Source organism: Streptomyces sp. NPDC007164, from assembly GCF_040634135.1.
Taxonomy (GTDB): domain Bacteria; phylum Actinomycetota; class Actinomycetes; order Streptomycetales; family Streptomycetaceae; genus Streptomyces; species Streptomyces sanglieri.
This window is the reverse complement of the sequence record NZ_JBEYFB010000046.1, coordinates 16,974-35,921: the sequence shown is the minus strand read 5'-3', so window position 1 is coordinate 35,921 and position 18,948 is coordinate 16,974. Positions and strand designations below refer to the sequence as shown.

The 18,948-nt window shown below is 71.5% G+C and carries 18 protein-coding genes and 2 pseudogenes; 7 read left to right on the top strand and 13 right to left on the bottom strand.

Annotated features, from left to right (window positions below; genetic code table 11):
* Positions 1 to 104: 104 nt before the first annotated feature.
* Positions 105 to 2,576 carry a glycoside hydrolase family 3 C-terminal domain-containing protein gene (locus ABZ622_RS34625; RefSeq protein ID WP_360550135.1) on the top strand — a complete coding sequence of 824 codons (2,472 nt, stop codon included), beginning with the start codon at positions 105 to 107 and terminating at the stop codon, positions 2,574 to 2,576.
* A 50-nt stretch (positions 2,577 to 2,626) separates the two neighbouring features.
* On the opposite strand, the gene ABZ622_RS34620 is transcribed toward ABZ622_RS34625, so the two are convergent.
* Both ABZ622_RS34620 and ABZ622_RS34615 read right to left on the bottom strand, forming a co-directional pair.
* Positions 2,627 to 3,625 (bottom strand): aldose epimerase family protein, encoded by a 999-nt coding sequence (locus ABZ622_RS34620; RefSeq protein WP_360550133.1) that lies wholly within the window; start codon positions 3,623 to 3,625, stop codon positions 2,627 to 2,629.
* An 11-nt stretch (positions 3,626 to 3,636) separates the two neighbouring features.
* On the bottom strand, positions 3,637 to 4,545 hold the full coding sequence (locus ABZ622_RS34615) for an SGNH/GDSL hydrolase family protein (protein ID WP_360550131.1): 909 nt from the start codon (positions 4,543 to 4,545) through the stop codon (positions 3,637 to 3,639).
* A 350-nt stretch (positions 4,546 to 4,895) separates the two neighbouring features.
* Here ABZ622_RS34615 and ABZ622_RS34610 point away from each other — a divergent pair, with 350 nt between their 5' ends.
* Positions 4,896 to 5,390, top strand: coding sequence for a DUF3145 domain-containing protein (locus ABZ622_RS34610; RefSeq protein WP_360550129.1), 495 nt, complete (start codon positions 4,896 to 4,898; stop codon positions 5,388 to 5,390).
* A 129-nt stretch (positions 5,391 to 5,519) separates the two neighbouring features.
* On the opposite strand, the gene fabF is transcribed toward ABZ622_RS34610, so the two are convergent.
* The 5 genes from fabF to ABZ622_RS34585 all read right to left on the bottom strand — a co-directional run bounded on the left by fabF (position 5,520) and on the right by ABZ622_RS34585 (position 10,389).
* Entirely contained in the window at positions 5,520 to 6,782 is a 1,263-nt protein-coding gene (fabF, locus tag ABZ622_RS34605) for a beta-ketoacyl-ACP synthase II (protein ID WP_360550127.1), read from the bottom strand.
* A gap of 77 nt (positions 6,783 to 6,859) precedes the next feature.
* Positions 6,860 to 7,108 carry an acyl carrier protein gene (locus ABZ622_RS34600; protein WP_360550125.1) on the bottom strand — a complete coding sequence of 83 codons (249 nt, stop codon included), beginning with the start codon at positions 7,106 to 7,108 and terminating at the stop codon, positions 6,860 to 6,862.
* 62 nt (positions 7,109 to 7,170) lie between these two features.
* Positions 7,171 to 8,172 carry a ketoacyl-ACP synthase III gene (locus ABZ622_RS34595; RefSeq protein WP_360550123.1) on the bottom strand — a complete coding sequence of 334 codons (1,002 nt, stop codon included), beginning with the start codon at positions 8,170 to 8,172 and terminating at the stop codon, positions 7,171 to 7,173.
* 13 nt (positions 8,173 to 8,185) lie between these two features.
* Positions 8,186 to 9,100, bottom strand: a complete 915-nt coding sequence (locus ABZ622_RS34590) for an ACP S-malonyltransferase (RefSeq protein ID WP_360550121.1) — start codon at positions 9,098 to 9,100, stop codon at positions 8,186 to 8,188.
* An 89-nt stretch (positions 9,101 to 9,189) separates the two neighbouring features.
* Complete coding sequence (locus ABZ622_RS34585; RefSeq protein ID WP_326765455.1) at positions 9,190 to 10,389, bottom strand: helix-turn-helix domain-containing protein; 1,200 nt, start codon at positions 10,387 to 10,389, stop codon at positions 9,190 to 9,192.
* Positions 10,390 to 10,550: 161 nt separating this feature from the next.
* Here ABZ622_RS34585 and ABZ622_RS34580 point away from each other — a divergent pair, with 161 nt between their 5' ends.
* Positions 10,551 to 11,216, top strand: coding sequence for a pirin family protein (locus ABZ622_RS34580; protein WP_360550118.1), 666 nt, complete (start codon positions 10,551 to 10,553; stop codon positions 11,214 to 11,216).
* A gap of 1 nt (position 11,217) precedes the next feature.
* On the opposite strand, the gene ABZ622_RS34575 is transcribed toward ABZ622_RS34580, so the two are convergent.
* The 3 genes from ABZ622_RS34575 to ABZ622_RS34565 all read right to left on the bottom strand — a co-directional run bounded on the left by ABZ622_RS34575 (position 11,218) and on the right by ABZ622_RS34565 (position 12,903).
* Positions 11,218 to 11,808: a GNAT family N-acetyltransferase gene (locus tag ABZ622_RS34575; RefSeq protein WP_360550116.1), complete on the bottom strand. Its 591-nt coding sequence runs from the start codon at positions 11,806 to 11,808 to the stop codon at positions 11,218 to 11,220.
* A 92-nt stretch (positions 11,809 to 11,900) separates the two neighbouring features.
* Complete coding sequence (locus tag ABZ622_RS34570) at positions 11,901 to 12,095, bottom strand: DUF397 domain-containing protein (protein ID WP_360550114.1); 195 nt, start codon at positions 12,093 to 12,095, stop codon at positions 11,901 to 11,903.
* Positions 12,055 to 12,903, bottom strand: coding sequence for a helix-turn-helix transcriptional regulator (locus ABZ622_RS34565; RefSeq protein WP_360550112.1), 849 nt, complete (start codon positions 12,901 to 12,903; stop codon positions 12,055 to 12,057). The genes ABZ622_RS34570 and ABZ622_RS34565 overlap by 41 nt, the downstream gene beginning before the upstream one ends.
* An 85-nt stretch (positions 12,904 to 12,988) precedes the next feature.
* Between ABZ622_RS34565 and ABZ622_RS34560 the strand changes: the two genes are divergently transcribed.
* Positions 12,989 to 13,474 carry an ATP-binding protein gene (locus ABZ622_RS34560; protein WP_360550110.1) on the top strand — a complete coding sequence of 162 codons (486 nt, stop codon included), beginning with the start codon at positions 12,989 to 12,991 and terminating at the stop codon, positions 13,472 to 13,474.
* Here the strand turns inward: ABZ622_RS34560 and ABZ622_RS34555 are convergent.
* Together ABZ622_RS34555 and ABZ622_RS34550 are read right to left on the bottom strand one after the other, a co-directional pair.
* Positions 13,434 to 14,255 (bottom strand): serine hydrolase domain-containing protein, encoded by an 822-nt coding sequence (locus tag ABZ622_RS34555; protein WP_360550108.1) that lies wholly within the window; start codon positions 14,253 to 14,255, stop codon positions 13,434 to 13,436. The two genes, ABZ622_RS34560 and ABZ622_RS34555, sit on opposite strands and share 41 nt — an antisense overlap.
* A gap of 153 nt (positions 14,256 to 14,408) precedes the next feature.
* Positions 14,409 to 15,368: an Lrp/AsnC family transcriptional regulator gene (locus ABZ622_RS34550; RefSeq protein WP_360550106.1), complete on the bottom strand. Its 960-nt coding sequence runs from the start codon at positions 15,366 to 15,368 to the stop codon at positions 14,409 to 14,411.
* A gap of 119 nt (positions 15,369 to 15,487) precedes the next feature.
* Between ABZ622_RS34550 and ABZ622_RS34545 the strand changes: the two genes are divergently transcribed.
* From ABZ622_RS34545 to ABZ622_RS34535, 3 genes and pseudogenes are all read left to right on the top strand, one after another.
* On the top strand, positions 15,488 to 17,032 hold the full coding sequence (locus ABZ622_RS34545) for an MFS transporter (protein ID WP_360550104.1): 1,545 nt from the start codon (positions 15,488 to 15,490) through the stop codon (positions 17,030 to 17,032).
* Between the two features lie 155 nt (positions 17,033 to 17,187).
* Positions 17,188 to 18,135: a 2-oxoglutarate and iron-dependent oxygenase domain-containing protein gene (locus ABZ622_RS34540; RefSeq protein WP_360550102.1), complete on the top strand. Its 948-nt coding sequence runs from the start codon at positions 17,188 to 17,190 to the stop codon at positions 18,133 to 18,135.
* Between the two features lie 64 nt (positions 18,136 to 18,199).
* Positions 18,200 to 18,298: pseudogene (locus ABZ622_RS34535) on the top strand (IS5/IS1182 family transposase); the annotation flags it as partial.
* A 3-nt stretch (positions 18,299 to 18,301) separates the two neighbouring features.
* Here ABZ622_RS34535 and ABZ622_RS34530 read toward each other — a convergent pair.
* Positions 18,302 to 18,588, bottom strand: a pseudogene (locus ABZ622_RS34530) (serine hydrolase domain-containing protein); the annotation flags it as partial.
* Between the last annotated feature and the right edge of the window lie 360 nt (positions 18,589 to 18,948).

Below are 18,948 nucleotides of genomic sequence, written 5' to 3'. Positions count from 1 at the left end.
CGCCATCGCTCGAAATCACGGAATGGTAACGAAACCTACTGGTCTACCTGCGGTGGGGTCAGTATGGAGGTATTCAGTCCAGAATCCGACCAGGAGGCACGGCCGTGGCAGACGCGTCCACACCCACCAACCCCGATGCGGTCCGCGAGGCCGTGGTCGACGCGGCGCTCGCCGCGCTGGGGCTCGACGACAAGGCGCGACTCCTGGCCGGCCAGGACATGTGGTCGCTGCCCGCGCTCCCGGAGATCGGGCTGCGGTCCCTGGTGATGTCCGACGGGCCGATCGGGGTCCGGGGCGTCGCCTGGAGCGCCGACGACCCGTCCGTCGCACTGCCCTCGCCCACCGCGCTGGCCGCGACCTGGGACCCGGCCCTGGCCCGCCGGGCCGGCCGGCTGCTCGCCCAGGAGGCCCACCGCAAGGGGGTGCACGTCCTCCTCGCCCCGACCGTGAACCTCCACCGGTCCCCGCTCGGCGGGCGCCACTTCGAGACGTACAGCGAGGACCCGTACCTCACCGGCGAGATCGGCACCGGCTATGTGCTCGGGGTGCAGGACGGCGGGGTCGGCACGACCGTCAAGCACTTCGTCGCCAACGACGCCGAGACCGACCGCTTCACCGTCGACAACATCGTCTCCCCGCGCACCCTGCGCGAGATCTACCTCGCCCCGTTCGAGCGGATCGTCAGGAACGCCCACCCCTGGGGCATCATGTCGGCCTACAACCGGGTCAACGGCTCCACCATGACCGAGCACCACTACCTCCAGAACGCGGTGCTGCGCGGCGAATGGGGCTTCGACGGCTACATCGTCTCCGACTGGCTGGCCGCCCGCTCCACCGTCGCCGCAGCGGACGGCGGCCTCGACGTCGCGATGCCCGGACCGAAGACGGTGTACGGCAAGGCGCTCGCCGACGCCGTGCGGGCGGGCGAGGTCGAGGAGTCCGTCGTCGACGGCGCCGTACGCAATGTGCTGCGGCTGGCCGCCCGCGTCGGCATCCTGGACGGTGCCCCGCCGGTCGTCGACGAGGCCGCCCGCCCCGACGACGTCGACGGTGACGCGCTGGCCCGCGAGATCGCCCGCCGCTCCTTCGTGCTGGTGCGCAACGAACGCGCCGCCCTTCCGATCGACCCGGCGGCCGTCCGCAGGCTCGCGGTCAGCGGGGCGCTCGCCCGGGACGCCCGGGTCCTCGGCGGCGGCTCCGCCCAGGTCTTCCCGCACCACATCGTCACCCCGCTCGACGGCCTCCTCGCCGCCCTCCCCGGGGACGTCGTCGACTACCGGACCGGCGCCGACCCGAACACCGAACTCACCCCCGCCGAGAAGGGCTTCGAGGTCAGGGCCGTCTGCTACGACGAGGCCGGCACCGTCATCGGCACCGCGCCGCTGCGGGGCGGCACCGTCCAGTGGATCGGCGACGACCTCCCCGAGGGCGTCACCCGCGCCACGCTGCACAGCGTCGAGATCACCGGCACCTTCGTCCCGCGCGACAGTGGCGAGCACGTCTTCGGCACGCGCGGCACCGGCGCGCTCACCCTCACCGTCGCGGGCGAGACCCTGTACGACGAGATCCACCGGGTCGTCGGATCCGCCGACCCGGGCGAGGCCTTCTTCGGCAACCCGCTGGAGCGCGGCCGGATCACCCTCACCGCGGGCGAACCCGTCGAGGTCTCGCTGCGGCAGGTCCCCGAGACCCTGGGCGACGACCAGCCGGTCCTCGGCGTCTCGTTCTCGCTCTGCCACCTCGGCCCGCGCCGCGACCCGCAGGAGCTGATCGCCGAGGCCGTCGAGGCGGCCCGCGCCGCGGACACCGCGATCGTGGTCGTCGGCACCACCGAACGCGTCGAGTCCGAGGGCTTCGACCGCACCGACCTGAGGCTCCCGGGCCACCAGGACGACCTGGTCCATGCCGTCGCCGCCGCCAACCCGAACACCGTCGTGATCGTCAACTCCGGCTCCCCGGTGGAGCTTCCGTGGCGTGACGAGGTCGCCGCGGTCCTGCTCGGCTGGTTCCCCGGCCAGGAGGCCGGCCACGCCCTGGCGGACGTCCTGCTCGGCGCGGACGAACCGGGCGGCCGCCTCCCCACCACCTGGCCCGCCGCGCTCGCCGACGTCCCGGTGCTCAACACCACCCCCACCGACGGTGAACTCCACTACGACGAGGGCGTCTTCGTCGGCTACCGGGCCTGGGAGAAGGCCGGCACCGCACCGGCCTACCCCTTCGGCCACGGACTCGGCTACACCACCTGGGAGTACGAGAGCCTGGCGGCCGGCCCGGACTCCGTCACCGTCCGCGTCCGCAACACCGGCACCCGGCCCGGCGCCGAGACCGTCCAGATCTACCTGGCGCCCCGGGACGACACCGCCGACCGCCCGGCCCGCCGGCTGGCCGGCTTCGCACGGGTCGAGGCGGCCCCCGGCGAGAGCGCCGAGGCGGTGATCGCGCTGGAACGGCGCGCCTACGAGATCTGGGACGAGGAGGCGTACGACTGGGTCCTCGTCCCCGGCACGTACGAGGTGCAGGCGGCCCATTCGCTCGGTGACGTGCGCCGGACGGCCACCGTGGACATCAGGGAATAGCGGGCCGGCGGCAGGGGCGCGGGACGCCGCCCCGTACCCCTGCCGCGCCGTCAGCGCACCCCGAACCCGTACACGGTCGTCGAGACGAACTCCTCGCCCGGCCGCAGCACCGTGCTCGGGAACGCGGGCCGGTTCGGGGAGTCGGGGAAGTGCTGGGTCTCCAGCGCGATCCCGGCGCACGGTCCGAACGGCCGCCCGTCGAAGTGGTCCGCCGTGTACAGCTGGAGCCCCGGCTCCGTCGTGGTCACGCTCAGCACGCGCCCCGAGGCCGCGTCGTACAGCTCGGCCGCCGGACCCGGGCCCGCCCCGTCCAGCACGAAGTTGTGGTCGTAGCCCGCGCCGACCGGCACCGGCTCACGGAAGTCGAACCGGGTGCCGTCCACCAGCAGGAACTCGCCCGTGGGCAGCGATTCTTCGTCCGCCGGGGTGATCCGCCCGGCCGCGATCCGCAGCGTCTGCCCGAGCGCGCTGCCGCTGCCGGCGCCCGCGAGGTTCCAGTACGTGTGGTTCGTCAGGTTCAGCACCGTCGGCGCGTCGGTCGTCGCCCGGTACGTGATCCGCAGCGCCCCGCCCTCGTCCAGGGTGTAGGCCGCCGACACCGTCAGACGGCCCGGGAAGCCCTCCTCGCCGTCCTCGGAGACCAGCGACAGCTCGACACCGTCCGCCACCTCCCGGGCCCGCCACACGCGCTTGTCGAAGCCGCCGGCCCCGCCGTGCACCTGGTTGCGCCCCTCGTTGGCCGTCAACCGGTGCGTGTGCCCGTCCAGCTCGAAACGGGCCCCGCCGATCCGGTTCGCGTACCGCCCGACCAGCGCGCCGAAATACGGTCCCGAGAACTCCTGGTACCCGGCGAGATCCGGCAGCCCGAGCGCGACACCGGCCCGCACCCCGTCCCGGTCCGGCACCTCGACCGACTGCACGGTGCCGCCGTACGTCAGCACCCGCACCCGTGTGCCGTCCCGCTCCAGCGTCCAGCGGTGCACCGGGGTGCCCTCCGCGAGGGTGCCGAACTCTTCCGTACGCATCGCCGTGCCCGGACCAGTGACCATGATCACGGAGCCTACGCGGGGGGCCGGGCCGCGGTGACATTGCGGTAGGCGATCTCCGCCAGCCGCGCCTGCCCGTCGCGCCCCGGATGGAACCAGTCCCACTGGCTGAGCTGCTCGCCGGTGAACGGGTAGTCGAAGACCGCCCCGCCGTCGTAGCGGCAGCGCGGGTCCTTCGCGCAGACCTCCCGGAGCACCTCGTTGTACGCCACGACCCGCTCCTGCACCGATGCCCGCCGGGCCTTCGCGGGCGCGCCCATGTCGTCCGCGTCGCCCAGCATCGACCGGCAGATCCCCAGCTTCCAGATCTGCTTGCCCAGCGCGTTCCCGCGCCCCGTCGACCAGAGCCGCTTGAGATCCGGCACGCTCGACACGTACACCTGCGCCTTGGACGCCCCGGCACGAAGTTGACGCATCGACGCCTCGAACGAGGCACGGAAATCAGCCACCGGGGTCATGTGCCGGGCCGAGTCCCGGCAGGCGTCGTTGGCGCCGATCATCACCGTCACCAGATCCGGCTTCTTCTTCGCCGCCGTCGCCATCTGCTCCGGCAACTGCGCGATCCTGGCGCCCGTCTCGGCGTGGTTCCAGCTGCGCGAGGAGGCCCCCGACGCACCGAGCAGCCGCACGGCCAGGCTGCGCACCCCGCTGTCGGTGCCGGTCGCCCAGGAGACCTCCGGGCAGTCCGCCAGCACCGAACAGGCGTCGAAGCCGCGGGTGATGGAGTCGCCGACGGCGGCCACCGAACCCGGTTCGCGGTCCCAGACCGGCCCCGGCCTGGCTGACGGCTGTGCGGCCGCCCCCTTCGTCGTCCCCTCCCGGCCGGAGTCGCAGCCGGTCAGAACGGCCGTACCGAGCAACGAGACCGCCGCCAGGACGGCGGCCGCGGTACGCGAACGGCGGCGGGCGGAACGATCCTGCATCCCTTGGTCCCCTCGGTCATGCCCCCGGCAACCCCTGGTGGCACCGGTCGGAAGGCCCGGACGCCCCGGCGGGTGAAAGCTGAGCGAATGATGGGCCCGGGACCGACCGTACGTCACACCTGGGCCCCCGCCGCGCGGTAGCTTTTCCTCGTCGAACCAGCGGCGCGTTCCCCCGCCCGGCTCCACTCGGGTGGCTTTCCGGAAATCACATCACGTCACTTACTGTCCCTTTTCAGGAGCTTCACCCCGATGCTGTTTACTGATGACAACCTCGGGATCCGGCCGAGAAGAGACGGTACGGGCGCGAGGCCGCTGGGGAAGGCGAACTTCGTCCCACACTGGAGGTCCCGGTGACGACACGTGGAGTTCTGTACGTTCACTCCGCACCGCGCGCGCTCTGCCCCCATGTCGAATGGGCGATGGGGGGCGTCCTCGGCGTGCGGGTCCAGCTCGACTGGATCAGACAGCCCGCCGCACCCGGCACCTGGCGCGCCGAGTTCTCCTGGCAGGCCCGCCCCGGCACGGCGTCCAAGCTCGCCTCGGCGCTGCGGGGCTGGGACCTGCTGCGCTTCGAGGTGACGGCGGAGCCGAGCCCCACCTCGGAGGGCGAGCGCTACAGTTCCACGCCCGGCCTCGGCATCTTCCACGCCGTCACCGGCATGCACGGCGACATCCTGGTGCCCGAGGACCGGCTGCGGGCCGCGCTGGCCCGCTCCGTGCGGGGCGAGAGCGACCTGGAGGCCGAGATCGCCAAACTGCTCGGCAAGCCCTGGGACGACGAGCTGGAGTCCTTCCGCCACGCGGGCGAGGGCGCACCGGTGCGGTGGCTGCACCAGGTGGTGTAATTCCGGCCTCACCGGCGTTCGAGGCGCGGGGTCCGGGGCGGAGCCCCGGGAATGCCCCGCGCGACGTGCGATGCCGCCTCCCCCCGCAGGGGAAGGCGGCATCGTCGTACCGGGGCTGCGGACCGCAGGTCAGACGCTGCGGAACGCCAGGACCACGTTGTGCCCGCCGAACCCGAACGAGTTGTTGATCGCGGCGATCGAACCCTCCGGCAGCGGACGCGGCTCGTCGCGCACGATGTCCGCCTCCACGGCCTCGTCGAGGTGCTCGACGTTGATCGTCGGAGGGGCCATCCGGTGGTGCAGCGCCAGGACCGTCGCGACGGTCTCGATGCCGCCGGCGCCACCGAGGAGGTGACCGGTCATCGACTTCGTCGCGGAGATCGCGACATGGTCCAGGTCGTCGCCCAGGACCTTGCGCAGCGCCTTCAGCTCCGCGACGTCGCCCTGCGGGGTCGAGGTGGCGTGCGCGTTGAGGTGCACGACCTCGGACGGCTTGAGGTCCGTCTGGTCCAGCAGGTTCTGCATCGCGGCGGCGATGCCGCGCCCGGTCGGCTCGGGCTGCGCGATGTGGTGGGCGTCCGCGGACAGGCCCTGGCCCAGCACCTCGCAGTAGACCTTGGCGCCACGCTTCGCGGCGTGCTCCGCGGACTCCAGGACGACGACCCCGGCACCCTCGCCGAGCACGAAGCCGTCACGGCCGGTGTCGTACGGGCGGGAGGCCTTCTGGGGCTCCTCGTTGTTCTTGGACATCGCCATCATGTTGGCGAACGCGGCGATCGGCAGCGGGTGGATCGCCGCCTCGGTGCCACCGGCGAGGACCACATCGGCACGGCCGGTGCGGATCATCTCGACGGCGTACCCGATCGCCTCGGCGCCCGAGGCGCAGGCGGAGACCGGGGTGTGCACGCCGGCCTGGGCGTTGACCTCCAGGCCTACGTTGGCCGCCGGGCCGTTGGGCATGAGCATCGGCACGGTGTGCGGGGAGACGCGGCGTACGCCCTTCTCCTTGAGCACGTCGTACTGGTCGAGCAGGGTGATCACGCCGCCGATGCCGGAGGCGATGACCGAACCCAGCCGGTCGGGCTGGATCTTCTCGTCCTCGCCGGCCTTGCCGGTGAAACCGGCGTCCGCCCAGGCCTCACGGGCCGCGATCAGCGCGAACTGCGCCGAGCGGTCCAGCTTGCGGGCGAGCGGGCGGGGCAGGACGTCGCCCGGGTCGACGGCCGCGAGGGCGGCGATCCGGACGGGCAGTTCGGCGAAACGTTCGCCCTCGAGAGGCTTGACGCCGGAACGACCGGCCATCAGACCTTCCCAGGTCGACGCCGAGTCGCCACCCAGCGGAGTGGTTGCGCCGATACCGGTGACGACCACGGTGCGATTGGTCGAGTTCACTGGAAAATCTTCTCCACGTGTAGAGGGTCGTGAATCAGCGGCGCCACCGCCGGGTGGCGACACAGGAGCCGGGCTGATCAGGCCTGGTGCTTGAGGATGTAGTCGGTGGCGTCGCCGACCGTCTTGAGGTTCTTGACGTCGTCGTCGGGGATCTTGACGTCGAAGCGCTCCTCGGCGGCGACGACGACCTCGACCATGGACAGCGAGTCGACGTCCAGGTCGTCGGTGAAGGACTTGTCCAGCTGGACGTCCTCGACCGGGATCCCGGCGATCTCGTTGACGATCTCTGCGAGACCGCTGAGGATCTCTTCCTGAGTGGCGGCCATGATGGCTCCTTCGGTATTTATCTACAGGGTTCGGACGTCCGGGCCGAAACGGCCTGGTGTGCCTAGGGGAGGGTAACGACCGTCGCGGCGTAGACGAGACCCGCCCCGAAGCCGATGACGAGCGCGGTGTCGCCGCTCTTCGCCTGCCCGGTCGCCAGGAGCCGCTCCATAGCGAGCGGGATCGAGGCGGCGGAGGTGTTGCCGGTGGTCTCCACGTCGCGGGCGACGATGACGTTCTCCGGCAGCTTCAGGGTCTTCACCATCGAGTCGATGATCCGCATGTTGGCCTGGTGCGGAATGAAGACGTCCAGGTCTTCCGGGGAGATCCCGGCCGCGTCCAGCGCCTGCTGGGCGACCTTCGCCATCTCGAAGACGGCCCAGCGGAACACCGCCTGGCCCTCCTGGGTGATGGCCGGGAACTTCTCCGGACGCTCGGCGTGGAACTCGTCCCACGCCACGGTCTGCTTGATGGTCTCGGACTTGTCGCCCTCGGAGCCCCACACGGTCGGGCCTATGGCGGGCACCTTGGAGGGGCCGACGATGACCGCACCGGCGCCGTCACCGAACAGGAAGGCCGTCGCGCGGTCCTCCTTGTCGGTGAGGTCGCTGAGCCGCTCCACGCCGATGACCAGCACGTACTCCGCGGAACCCTCGACGACCATGCCCTTGGCCAGGGTCAGACCGTAGCCGAAGCCCGCGCAGCCGGCCGAGATGTCGAAGGCGGCGGGCCTGCCCGTGCCGACCTTGTGGGCGATCTCGGTCGCGATGGCCGGGGTCTGCTTGAAGTGCGAGACGGTGGAGACGATCACGGCGCCGATCTGCTCGGGCGTGATGCCGGCGTCCGCGATGGCCTTGCCGGACGCCTCCACGGACATCGCGGCCACGGTCTCCTCCTCGGAGGCCCAGTGGCGGGTGGCGATGCCGGAGCGCGAACGGATCCACTCGTCGGACGAGTCGATCGTTTCGAGGATCACCTCGTTGGGCACGACCCGGGTCGGGCGGTAGCCGCCGACACCCATGATCCGTGCGTACGGGGCGCCCTGGCTGGGCTTGATCTTCGACATTCTCTCGGGCTCCTTAGGCGCCGGCGTGCTCGGAGATGAGCGCGCGGGCCGCGTCGAGGTCGTCGGGGGTCTTGAGCGCGAGCGTCTTCACACCGGGCAGCGCGCGCTTGGCGAGGCCCGTGAGGGTCCCGCCGGGACATGCCTCGATGAGAGCGGTGACGCCCAGCTCCTTGAAGGTCTCCATGCACAGGTCCCAGCGGACCGGGTTGGCCACCTGGCCGACCAGCCGGGAGAGGACCTCGTCGCCCGTGGCGACGGCCTGCCCGTCGGCGTTCGAGACATATGTCACGGCCGGGTCGGCGGGCTTCAGCTCCGCGGCGGCCTCGCGCAGCCGGTCGACGGCGGGGGCCATGTGGCTCGTGTGGAAGGCTCCGGCGACCTTGAGGGGCACCACGCGGCGCACACCCTCGGGCATGTCCTCCAGCAGCGCGGCGATCTGCGCCGCGGTGCCCGCGGCCACGATCTGCCCGGCCCCGTTGACGTTCGCCGGGGTCAGCCCGAGCTTCTCCAGGTGCGCGACCGACACGTCCGGGTCGCCGCCCAGCAGCGCCGCCATGCCGGTCTCGGTGACCGCGGCGGCCTCGGCCATGGCGAGCCCGCGGGTCCGTACGAGACGCAGCGCGGCCTCGTCGCCGATGACTCCGGCGAAGACGGCAGCGGTGATCTCGCCAACGCTGTGACCTGCTACGACGTCCGGCGACGCGTCGAGCGCGGCGGCGGAGAGCAGACCGGCGGCCACCAGCAGCGGCTGCGCCACCGAGGTGTCACGGATCTCGTCCGCGTCGGCCTTGGTGCCGTAGCGGACGAGGTCGAGCCCGATGGCGTCGGACCACGCCGCGATGCGGTCGGTGGCACCGGGGAGATCGAGCCAGGGAGTCAGGAAGCCGGGCGTCTGAGCGCCTTGGCCGGGAGCGACGAGTACGAGCACCCTCACACTCTCTCTTGTGAACGGTCCCGAACACCCGTGGGGACAGGGACGAAGAACCGTATGGGGAATTGTTGATGTCCGACAAAAGTCTAGGACTGAGGATCTCTCGCGGCCAAGCGCCCCAGAATCAGGGCGATCCGCAGCGTGAACGCCGAGCGGACGTCGGACGGTGACCATCCGGTGACGTCTGTCACACGTCGGAGCCGGTAGCGCACGGTGTTCGGGTGGACGAAGAGCATCCTGGCCGCGCCTTCCAGACTGCTCGCCTGTTCCAGATAGACACTCAGTGTTTCCAGGAGCGCGGAGCCCGCTTCCTCCAGCGGTCTGTAGATCTCCTCCACCAATTGGTCCCGTGCGGCGGGGTCGCCCGCCATCGCGCGCTCCGGCAGCAGATCGTCGGCGAGCACCGGCCTGGGGGCGTCCTGCCAGGCGCCGCACGCCTTCAGCCCGGCGGCGGCGGCCTGCGCGGACCGGGTGGCCGCCAGCAGGTCGGGCACCACGGGGCCGGCGACGACGGGGCCCGCCGCGTACGGGCCGATCAGCGCCTTCGCGACGTGCAGCGGGTTGTCACTGCCGCCCGCGATGACGACCAGGCGGTTGCCGAGGACCCCGGTCAGGACCTGGAGCTTGGCGTGCCGGGCGGCCCGCCGGATCGCCTCCACGGTCAGCTCGCTGTCGCCGTCCGGGGCCGTACCGAGCACCACGCACACATGCTCGGGGGAGTTCCAGCCGAGCGCCGCGGCGCGCGACACGGCGCCCTCGTCGGCCTCGCCGGACAGCACCGCGTTGACCACGAGGGACTCCAGCCGGGCGTCCCAGGCGCCGCGCGCCTCGGCGGCCTGCGCGTACACCTGGGCGGTCGCGAAGGCGATCTCCCGGGCGTAGACGAGCAGTGCCTCGCGCAGCACCGACTCGTCGCCGGGCGCCGCGACCTCCTCGATCGCGGCCTCCATGACCTCGATCGTGGTACGCACCATCTCGACGGTCTGCCGCAGGGTGATCGCCCGGGTCAGCTCGCGCGGAGCCGTGCCGAAGACATCGGTGGAGATGGCCTGCGGGGTCTCCGGGTGACGGAACCACTCGGTGAACGCCGCGATACCGGCCTGGGCCACCAGTCCGATCCAGGACCGGTTCTCCGGTGGCATCGCCCGGTACCACGGCAGCGACTCGTCCATGCGGGCGATCGCGTTCGCGGCGAGCCGGCCGGAGGACTGCTCCAGCCGTTTCAGGGTCGCGGCATGCAGGTGGGCGGCGTTCGCAGCGGGCTGCTCAGGATCGGGTCGGGGCACGGAGACAAGATTGCCTTATCGGGCGACCGGCACGGGCGGCCGGGGCGACCGCGGGTCGTACCGGCGGGTAGCGCCGCGGCTGGATTCTCCGCGCTCCTGGTCGTACCGACCGGTAGTGGCCGGGGGATCCGGCCGCGCGCCGGCCCGGTTACCGTGGGCGGGTGATTTCCGTACACCGCGCCGAGGACCGCTTCACGGGCGGGGACCAGGACGCCGGCATCCTGACCCGGCACGCCTTCTCCTTCGGCAGCTTCTACGACCCGGACAATCTGCGCTTCGGTGCGATCATGGCCTGCAACTCGGAGCGGCTGGCGCCCGGCGCGGGCTTCGACGAACACCCGCACAGCCATACGGAGATCGTCACCTGGGTGGTCGAGGGCGAGCTGACCCACCGGGACTCCGCCGGTCACGCCACGGTCGTACGGGCCGGTGACCTCCAGCACCTCAGCGCCGCGTCCGGCGTACGTCACGTCGAACGCAACGACGGCGACGCCCCGCTGACGTTCATCCAGATGTGGCTCGCGCCGCTCGAACCGGGCGGCGACCCCTCGTACACGATCGTCCCCGGCCTCACCGACGACGCCCCCTATGCCCTCCCGGCGGCCGGTGCGACGCTGCGGGTGCGCCGCCTGGGCGCGGGGGAGCGGGCGGCGGTACCGGACGCGGCGCGGGTGTACGTCCATGTGGTGTCCGGAGGTGTACGGATCGGCGACGAGCGGGGCGAGGAGTTGGAGCCGGGCGACTCGGCACGGATCACCGGCGAGGCGGGGCTGGAGCTGGTGGCGGAGGGGGCGGCCGAGGTGCTGATCTGGGAACTGTCGGCCTGAACTACCGGCCGCCGTCCCGGTGCCACATCGACCACATCGGCGGCCCGGACCGGAACGTCATCTCCTCGTGCACGGCGAAGCCGTGCCGCTGGTAGAAGGTGAGATTGCGGCGGTTGCTGGACTCCAGGAAGACCGGCCGCCCGTCCGCGTCCGCCCGCTCCAGCAGCCCGCCGAGCACCTGGGCCCCGCGCCCCGTGCCGCGCGCGTCCGCGCGGGTGCCGATGTACTCGACGTACCAGTGCTCGGGACCGGCCGGGTGGCGGTGCTCCATGGCGAACAACCGGGCGGCGGTACGCGGGAGTTGCCCCCTCGCCGCGCGCACGAGCGGCCTCGCGTTGCGCAGCAGGTACGTCACCGGCAGCTTCCACTCACCGGGCTCCGCCCACACCGCCGCGACCGTGCGCTCCGGGTCGGTCCACACCCGGCCGGCCGGGACCTGCTGGGCCAGATGCGCGGTGAACAGCAGCCGCAGCCGCCGGTCCCGGTCGCGCGGCATCAGCCAGGACCAGACGGGGTCCTCGGCGTAGGCACTGGCGAGCACGGCGGCGAGCGCGGGGACATCGGCGGCGGTGGCGCGGACTATGTCTGCCATGGCCGTGGAGAGTAGCGGGTGTTGGGAGCGGAAGGGGCCCGGGCCGACCATCGGTCGGCCCGGGCCCCCTAGGCGCAGGTCCTGCGGTGACGTCAGCGGAGCCCGTCCACGAAGCGCTGCCAGGCGTCGGCCCCGATGGTCAGGACGGGTCCGCCCGGGTTCTTGCTGTCGCGGACCGGCACGGCGCAGGGGAGGCCGTCGACCACCTCGACGCACTCGCCACCGGTGTTTCCGCTGTAACTGGACTTACGCCACCGCGCGTTCTTCAGGTCGTGGCCGGTCTCCATAACACTCCTCCATCACGCGGGTGATCAGCGCCGCGGACTCCTCGACGGAGAGGGCCGTGGCCTGCAAATGAGCGTAACGGAGCGCGGCTTCCCTGACAGTGTCAGGGCTGGCGGTCATATGACCGGAGATCACATCCTCCGTGTAGACGATGTCGGGGTCTTCGTCGAAGCGCATGGTGGTGAACGACCCGGCCAGGCTTGCGTGTTCACCGGCTGCGAAGGGCAGCACCTGGATCCGCATCCAGCGGTGATCGGTGAACTCCAACAAGCGGAGCAGTTGCCTCCGCATTACGTCGTTGCCACCGACCGGCCGACGGAGCGCGGCTTCGTCGAGGACGGCCCAGGCGAATGGGGGCCGCTCCCGCTCCAGGATGCGCTGGCGCTCGATCCGGGCCGCCACCTGGTTCTCCAGGTCGTCCGGCATGCCGGTGGCCAGCACCGCCCGCGCGTACTCCTCCGTCTGCAGCAGTCCGTACACCACCTGCGACTGGTACGTGGAGATGTACGTGGCCTTGGCCTCCATGTCCGCGTACGGCTGGAACCAGGCGGGCAGTTGGCTGCGCAGGACGAGGCCGATCAGCCGGGAGAACATCCCGCCCGTGCCGAGTGCCGCGTCCACCCGCTCGGAGAAGTCGCGGGTGGGGAGCTTCTTCGTGGTCTCGATCTGGCCGATCAGGGAGCCGGTGCAGAAGATGATCTCGCCGAGCTGCCCCTGCTTGAGGCAGGCCGCTTCTCTCTGACGACGTAACTCCCAGCCGTAGTAGTCCAGTGGGGAAGCGCTCGGGTCGAGTGTCTGGATGTTGGCCACGGCGGGGCACCTCCGGCGTTCAACGCCTCGCGGCGTTCGTTTCCGTACGTAGCCGAGCGTAATCAAACCGCTGCACCCTGGTGACATGAATCACGTAATTGCCTCGCCGTCGGTCGGCGCGGAACCGACCTATCACGCCGACTTCGCGGTGGGCGAGCACTCCGCCCGGCATCTGCGCCGCATCCTGCGTCTCTACCTCAGGGGTTGGGGACTCCTGGACGTGGCCGACGCGGCGGAGCTGGCACTGACCGAGCTGATCGCGAACGTTGTGCGGCACGTGCCCGGCCGTCGCTGCCAGACGTTCATCCTCCTGCTCCCGGCCGGGGGTGTGCGGGTGGAGGTCGCGGACGGCTGCCCCGAGGTGCCGAGGATGGTCGTGGGGGGCGAACTCGACGAGGGCGGGCGTGGGCTGGTGCTGGTCGACGCCGTCACCGACAAGTGGGGCGTGGAGCCGCGCCCGGACGGCCGGGGCAAGGCGGTGTGGTTCGAGTGCCTGGCCACCGCCGGGACGGCGGACGAGGCGATCTCTCTCAGTGACCGGAGCGGATTTCCGCGAGGACCGCGTCCGTGAACGACGGCCACACCTCGGCCGCCCACGGGCCGAAGGCCCGGTCGGTCAGCGCGACGCACGCCAGGCCCGCGACCGGGTCGACCCACAGGAACGTCCCCGACTGTCCGAAGTGCCCGAAGGTCGCGGGGGAGGATGAACTGCCCGTCCAGTGCGGGGACTTGGAGTCCCGGATTTCGAAGCCGAGGCCCCAGTCGTTGGGGTTCTGGTGCCCGTAGCCCGGCAGCACGCCCTTCAGGCCGGGGTGTACGACGGTCTGCGCGGCCAGCACCGTACGCGGGTCGAGCAGGCGCGGCGCCTGCACCTCGGCCGCGAATCGGACGAGGTCGTCGACGGTCGAGACGCCGTCCTTGGCGGGCGAGCCGTCGATCGTGGTCGCCGTCATCCCGAGGGGTTCCAGCACGGCCTGGCGGACGTACTCCGGGAACGGGATGTCGGTGGCCTTGGCGATGTGGTCGCCGAGCACCTCGAAGCCCGCGTTGGAGTAGAGCCGGCGGGTGCCGGGCGCGGCGGTCGTCCGGTGCTCGTCGAAGGCGAGCCCGCTGGTGTGCGCGAGCAGGTGCCGGACGGTGGAGCCGTCGGGCCCGGCCGGTTCGTCCAGCTCGACCGCGCCCTCCTCGTACGCCACCAGCGCCGCGTAGGCCGTGATCGGCTTGGTGACGGAGGCGAGCGGGAAACGGTGCGCGGTCGGGCCGTGCGTGCCGAGAACGGTGCCGTCCGCTCGTACGACGGCAGCCGCCGCGGTGGGGACGGGCCAGTTGTCGATCATCGCCAGGCTCTGCATGCGTACGAGCCTAACTGATCGTTTCAGAATGAGATCAGTGTGGTGGTTTGGTGGTTGGGTGTTGGGTTGGCGGGATCTGGTGGGGTATGTGCCGACCTTGTGTCTGATGGCCTGTGGGGGCGCATGGCCCCGCCGCTGCCAGTTCCCCCATGCTCAAGTCACGTTGGTGGCAAGGCGTTTGACTTCCCGCAGGGTGGGGGCGGTCTCGATGCTCTGGATGCCGGGGAGCCGGCCGATGCGCCGGTCGATGTAGTCGTACAGGTCGGCCGGGTCGCGGAAGATGCCGTTGGCGACCAGGTTGGACGTGCCGGTGATGGCTGCGGCGAAAGCGATCTGCGAGTGGGTGGCGAGGGCTTCCCCCACGATGCGCAGGTGCGCGGGGGTGACGTTCAGCCAGATCCGGGTGGCCATGTGGTAGCCGAGGAGCTGCGGATCGAAATCGACAGAGAGATTCAGGGCACCCTCGCCGCGGAGGCGGTCCAGGTGGCGCTGGACGCTGGAGGGGGAGCGGCCGACGGCAGCGGCGAGTTCGGGCAGTGTCGCACGGCCGTCCCGGGCCAGCTCGGCGAAGAGGATGTGGTCGGTTGCGTCCAAGCTGAGCGGGGCGGTGGTGGACGCGCCGGAATCCACCGCGGCCGCGGTGCCCTCCGGCTCGAACCGGGTGGCGTGCCAGGTGCTGGTCGCACCGACGAAGATGCGCATCATGCAGTGAGCGCTGACCGAGAGCACCCGCGGGGTACGGGGGAGTTTCTCCAGCAGCAGTGCGTTGCGTTCCTCGGCTGTACGCGCGTTGAGCGCGCAGTAGAGCTCGGTGCCGCCGGAGGCGAGGGTGACCCAGCTGGTGTCGGGACGGCGGGCGAGGGCTCCGGCGATGGTCCCGGCGGCGTCCGGGGTGCAGTGCAGGCGCAACAGCCACCGGGTCAGGCCCAGACGGGAGGAGACGGGCTGGCCGATGATGCGCAGGCCGAGGGCGCGCAGTCGTTGATAGCGGCGGGCAACGGTGCGTTCGGAGACACCGCGGTCTCGCGCGATGCGGCTGAAAGGGGCGCGGCCGTCGAGCTGGAGGGCCCGGAGCAGGTGCTGGTCGAGGTCGTCCATGGTGTCGTGATCCACCGGTACACCTCGTTCCTTCGCCGGATGATCCCGCTTTCAAGCGTACGGCTTGGGCCGGAGCGGGACGGACCTGGATGGTGACCAGGTCGTTGTCCGCCCGGTGTGGGAGTAGGGAATATATGCGTATCTGGGGGCCGTTGGCCGCCGTCTGCCTGGGCACGTTCATGTTGCTCGTCGACGTCACGATCGTGCTGGTGGCGCTGCCTGCCATGTCGGAGTCGCTGGGCTCGTCGCTGTCCCAACTGCAATGGGTGGCCGACGGCTACGCGCTCGCGGTGGCGGCCGCACTGCTGGGCGCCGGGATGCTGGCCGACCTTCACGGCCGGCGCCGGATGTACGCGGGCGGACTGGTCGTCTTCGCCCTGGCGTCGGTCGCCTGTGCGCTGTCGCCGGGCATGGCCGTACTGATCGCCGCCCGCATCGTGCAGGGACTGGGCGCTGCGGCGATGTTCACGACCACGCTGTCCCTGATCAGCACCCTGTACTCGGGGCGCCGCCTGGCTCTGGCCTTCGGTACCTGGGCGGCCGTCGCCGCCAGTGCTTCCGCGCTGGGACCGATCCTGGGCGGCCTGCTCACCCAGACCCTGGACTGGCGGTGGATCTTCTACGTCAACGTTCCCGTCACCGCGATCGCCCTGGCCATGACCCTCCGCTACATCCCCCGCACCGCACCACCGGTGCGGGACACCTCACGGCGCCTGGACGTCCCCGGCCTGGTGCTGTTCGCCATCGGTGCGGGTGGGTCCGTCCACGCCCTGACCGAGGCACACGTCCAAGGGTGGGGATCGGCAGGGACACTGGTGCCACTGGGAGCGGCACTGGGCGCATTCGTCGCCTTCCTGCGCGTACAACAACGCCGCCGGCACCCGCTGCTGGACCTGTCGCTGTTCCGCCGGCCCGCGTTCACCGCCGCGATGCTCACGATCGCGGTCGGCGAGGGCACCGTCTACGGAATCATGCCGTACACCTCGCTGTGGCTGCAGTCCGTGCAGCACCTCTCGCCGCTCGCCGCCGGTCTGGTCGTGCTGCCGCACGCCGCGGCTGCCGCATCAGTGGCAGTGCTGGGCGCACGCCGGAGACGCAGACCCTCCCCCCGCCTGGGCGCCTCCCTCGGGCTGGCGCTCGCCGGGCTCGGGGTCGGCGCCGAGGCCTTCCTGGGACCCGGGTCGGGCTGGCCCGTCCTGGTGGGGGGCCTGGCCCTGAGCGGGGTCGGCATGGGCCTGATCTTCCAGGTCGCCGCAGCCCTGGCGCTGGGCTCCGTCCCGGCCGAGCACGCGGGTACCGCCAGCGGCACGTACAGCACCTTCGAACAGCTCGGCTACGCCTTCGGAGTAGCTGCCTTCGGCGCCCTGGCCGTCTCCACCATGACCACATCCCTCCACGGCGAGGTCACCGATCCCGCCGTCACCGCGCAGACCCTCTCCGGCGGCGGCGCCGACAGCCTCCTGGCCCACACCCCGGCCACACAGCGCGCCGGTCTGGAACACACACTCCATGCCGTGTTCGCCACCGGGCACAACACCCTCGCGCTCACCGCCGGTGCCGTGGCCCTGGCCGGAGCCGCTCTCGTGCTGTGGCTGACCCGACAGCCCCGGGAAGTACGCCCAACAGCCGCAGGTGGCACCACCACTGACACCCAGCCGGCCACAGCCGCACCCGAATGAGCCCGGCGGCAACCGGGCCCCCGCCGGACGGTCTGCGACACAACGCGCGGAGCGAACCTGCCCTGACCCACGAGGAGATCGCCACATTCCCACCGGCCGTCTTCGGCATCACCCGCATCCCGGCCCCGACCATCGACGTCAAAGAAGGACCCACCATGGCCACCACCCCGATTCCCGTCATCGACCTCAGCCGCTGGACATCGGAACACAGCGCGGACCGGGAACGGCTCGCCGCTCAGGTCGACCACTCCCTGCAGTCCACCGGCTTCCTGCTGGTGACCGGACACGGCATCGAACCGGATCTGCCCGGCCAAGTACGCGCCGCGGCACACGACTTCTTCCACCTGCCCCAGGCCGCCAAGGAGCACTATGACCAGAACCGACGTGGCTGGATCGGCCGGGAAAGGGTGACCACCGCCCGCTCCGAAGGCACCCACACCCCGCCGGACCTGCTGGAGGTCTGGTCGTGCGCCGTCGATTCCTCCGCACGGCCCGGCAACGCACAGCAGATGCCCCACGACTGGCCCGACGAAGCCCCCACCCTGCGCCCGCTCGTCACCGCGTACACCGACCGGATGCGTGCCCTGGCCGACACACTCCTCGAAGTCATGGCGACCGGGCTGCGCCGGCCGGCCGACTTCTTCACCCGCCACACCACGCGCCCGCACTGGGACTTCACGATCAACTGGTACCCGGCAGCCCACGAAACCGGCACCGCCGCCCCCGGCCAGTTCCGCGTCGGACCGCACACCGACTTCGGCCTCATCACCCTCCTGAACCGGCAGCCGGGCAAGGGCGGCCTTCAGATCCACGACGACGAAGCCGGCTGGCAGGACGCCCCCTACGAGCCCGGCGCCTACACGCTCAACATCGGTGACCTCATGGCCCGCTGGAGCGGAGACCGCTGGCGCTCCGGCCGCCACCGCGTTCTGCCGCCGCCCGCCGAGGCACCGCAGGAAGAACTCACCTCACTGGTGTACTTTCACGCCTGCGCGCCCCACACCGACATCACCTCGCTGCCGGCACCTCTCGGCCGCAGGCCCTACAGCCCCGTACGCGCCGGGGACTACCTCCAGGACAAGATGCGAACCATCCTCGGCTGACCCCGCCCGGGTACCCGCCGGCCCAACGCTGCGCCGTCGACCGGCCGCCCGGTTGCCGGCCGATGACCGCGCTGCTCTGCGGGGCATCGTTCACGTGCTGTGCGGGAGCGCGAGCCGGCGGGAGGTCCCCGCAGAGCTGGTGGGCTGCGGCGGGGTGACAGCAGGCGCCGGGCGGTCTGCCGGAACCCGGTGCTCGTCGAAGGCGAGCCCGCTGGTGTGCGCGAGCAGGTGCCGGACGGTGGAGCCCTGGGGCCCGGCCGGTTCGTCCAGCTCGACCGCGCCCTCCTCGTACGCCACCAGCGCCGCGTAGGCCGTGATCGGCTTGGTGACGGAGGCGAGCGGGAAACGGTGCGTGGTCGGGCCGTGCGTGCCGAGAACGGTGCCGTCCGCTCGTACGACGGCAGCCGCCGCGGCGGGGACGGGCCAGTTGTCGGTCATCGCCAGGCTCTGCATGCGCACGAGCCTGGCGGGCGGGGGCGTCGGACCCTCGGCCGACCGGGTCACCCGATCCGCGCGGGGGTCGGCAGTACGCGCGGTCGACCGCGACCTGCCGGACCGGGAAAGCCTTCGTCGGCCGCTGCGGCGAAGTGGGCGACGAACTCGGCTCCGCTGTCGTCGCCGATCGCCTGCGGGACCTCACGGACGCATACAACCAGATAGGGCCTCTTTTACGGATCCTGCTGGACGCGCGAGGCCGGGTATCCCTCCCCTTACCCCTAGGGGGCGTGGTGTTCACCCGCTCCCGCCCGGACGCCGACGACACGGCGCTCGGCCGCGTCGTCGGCGCTGCGGCCGCCAGTGCCGTTGCCGCGC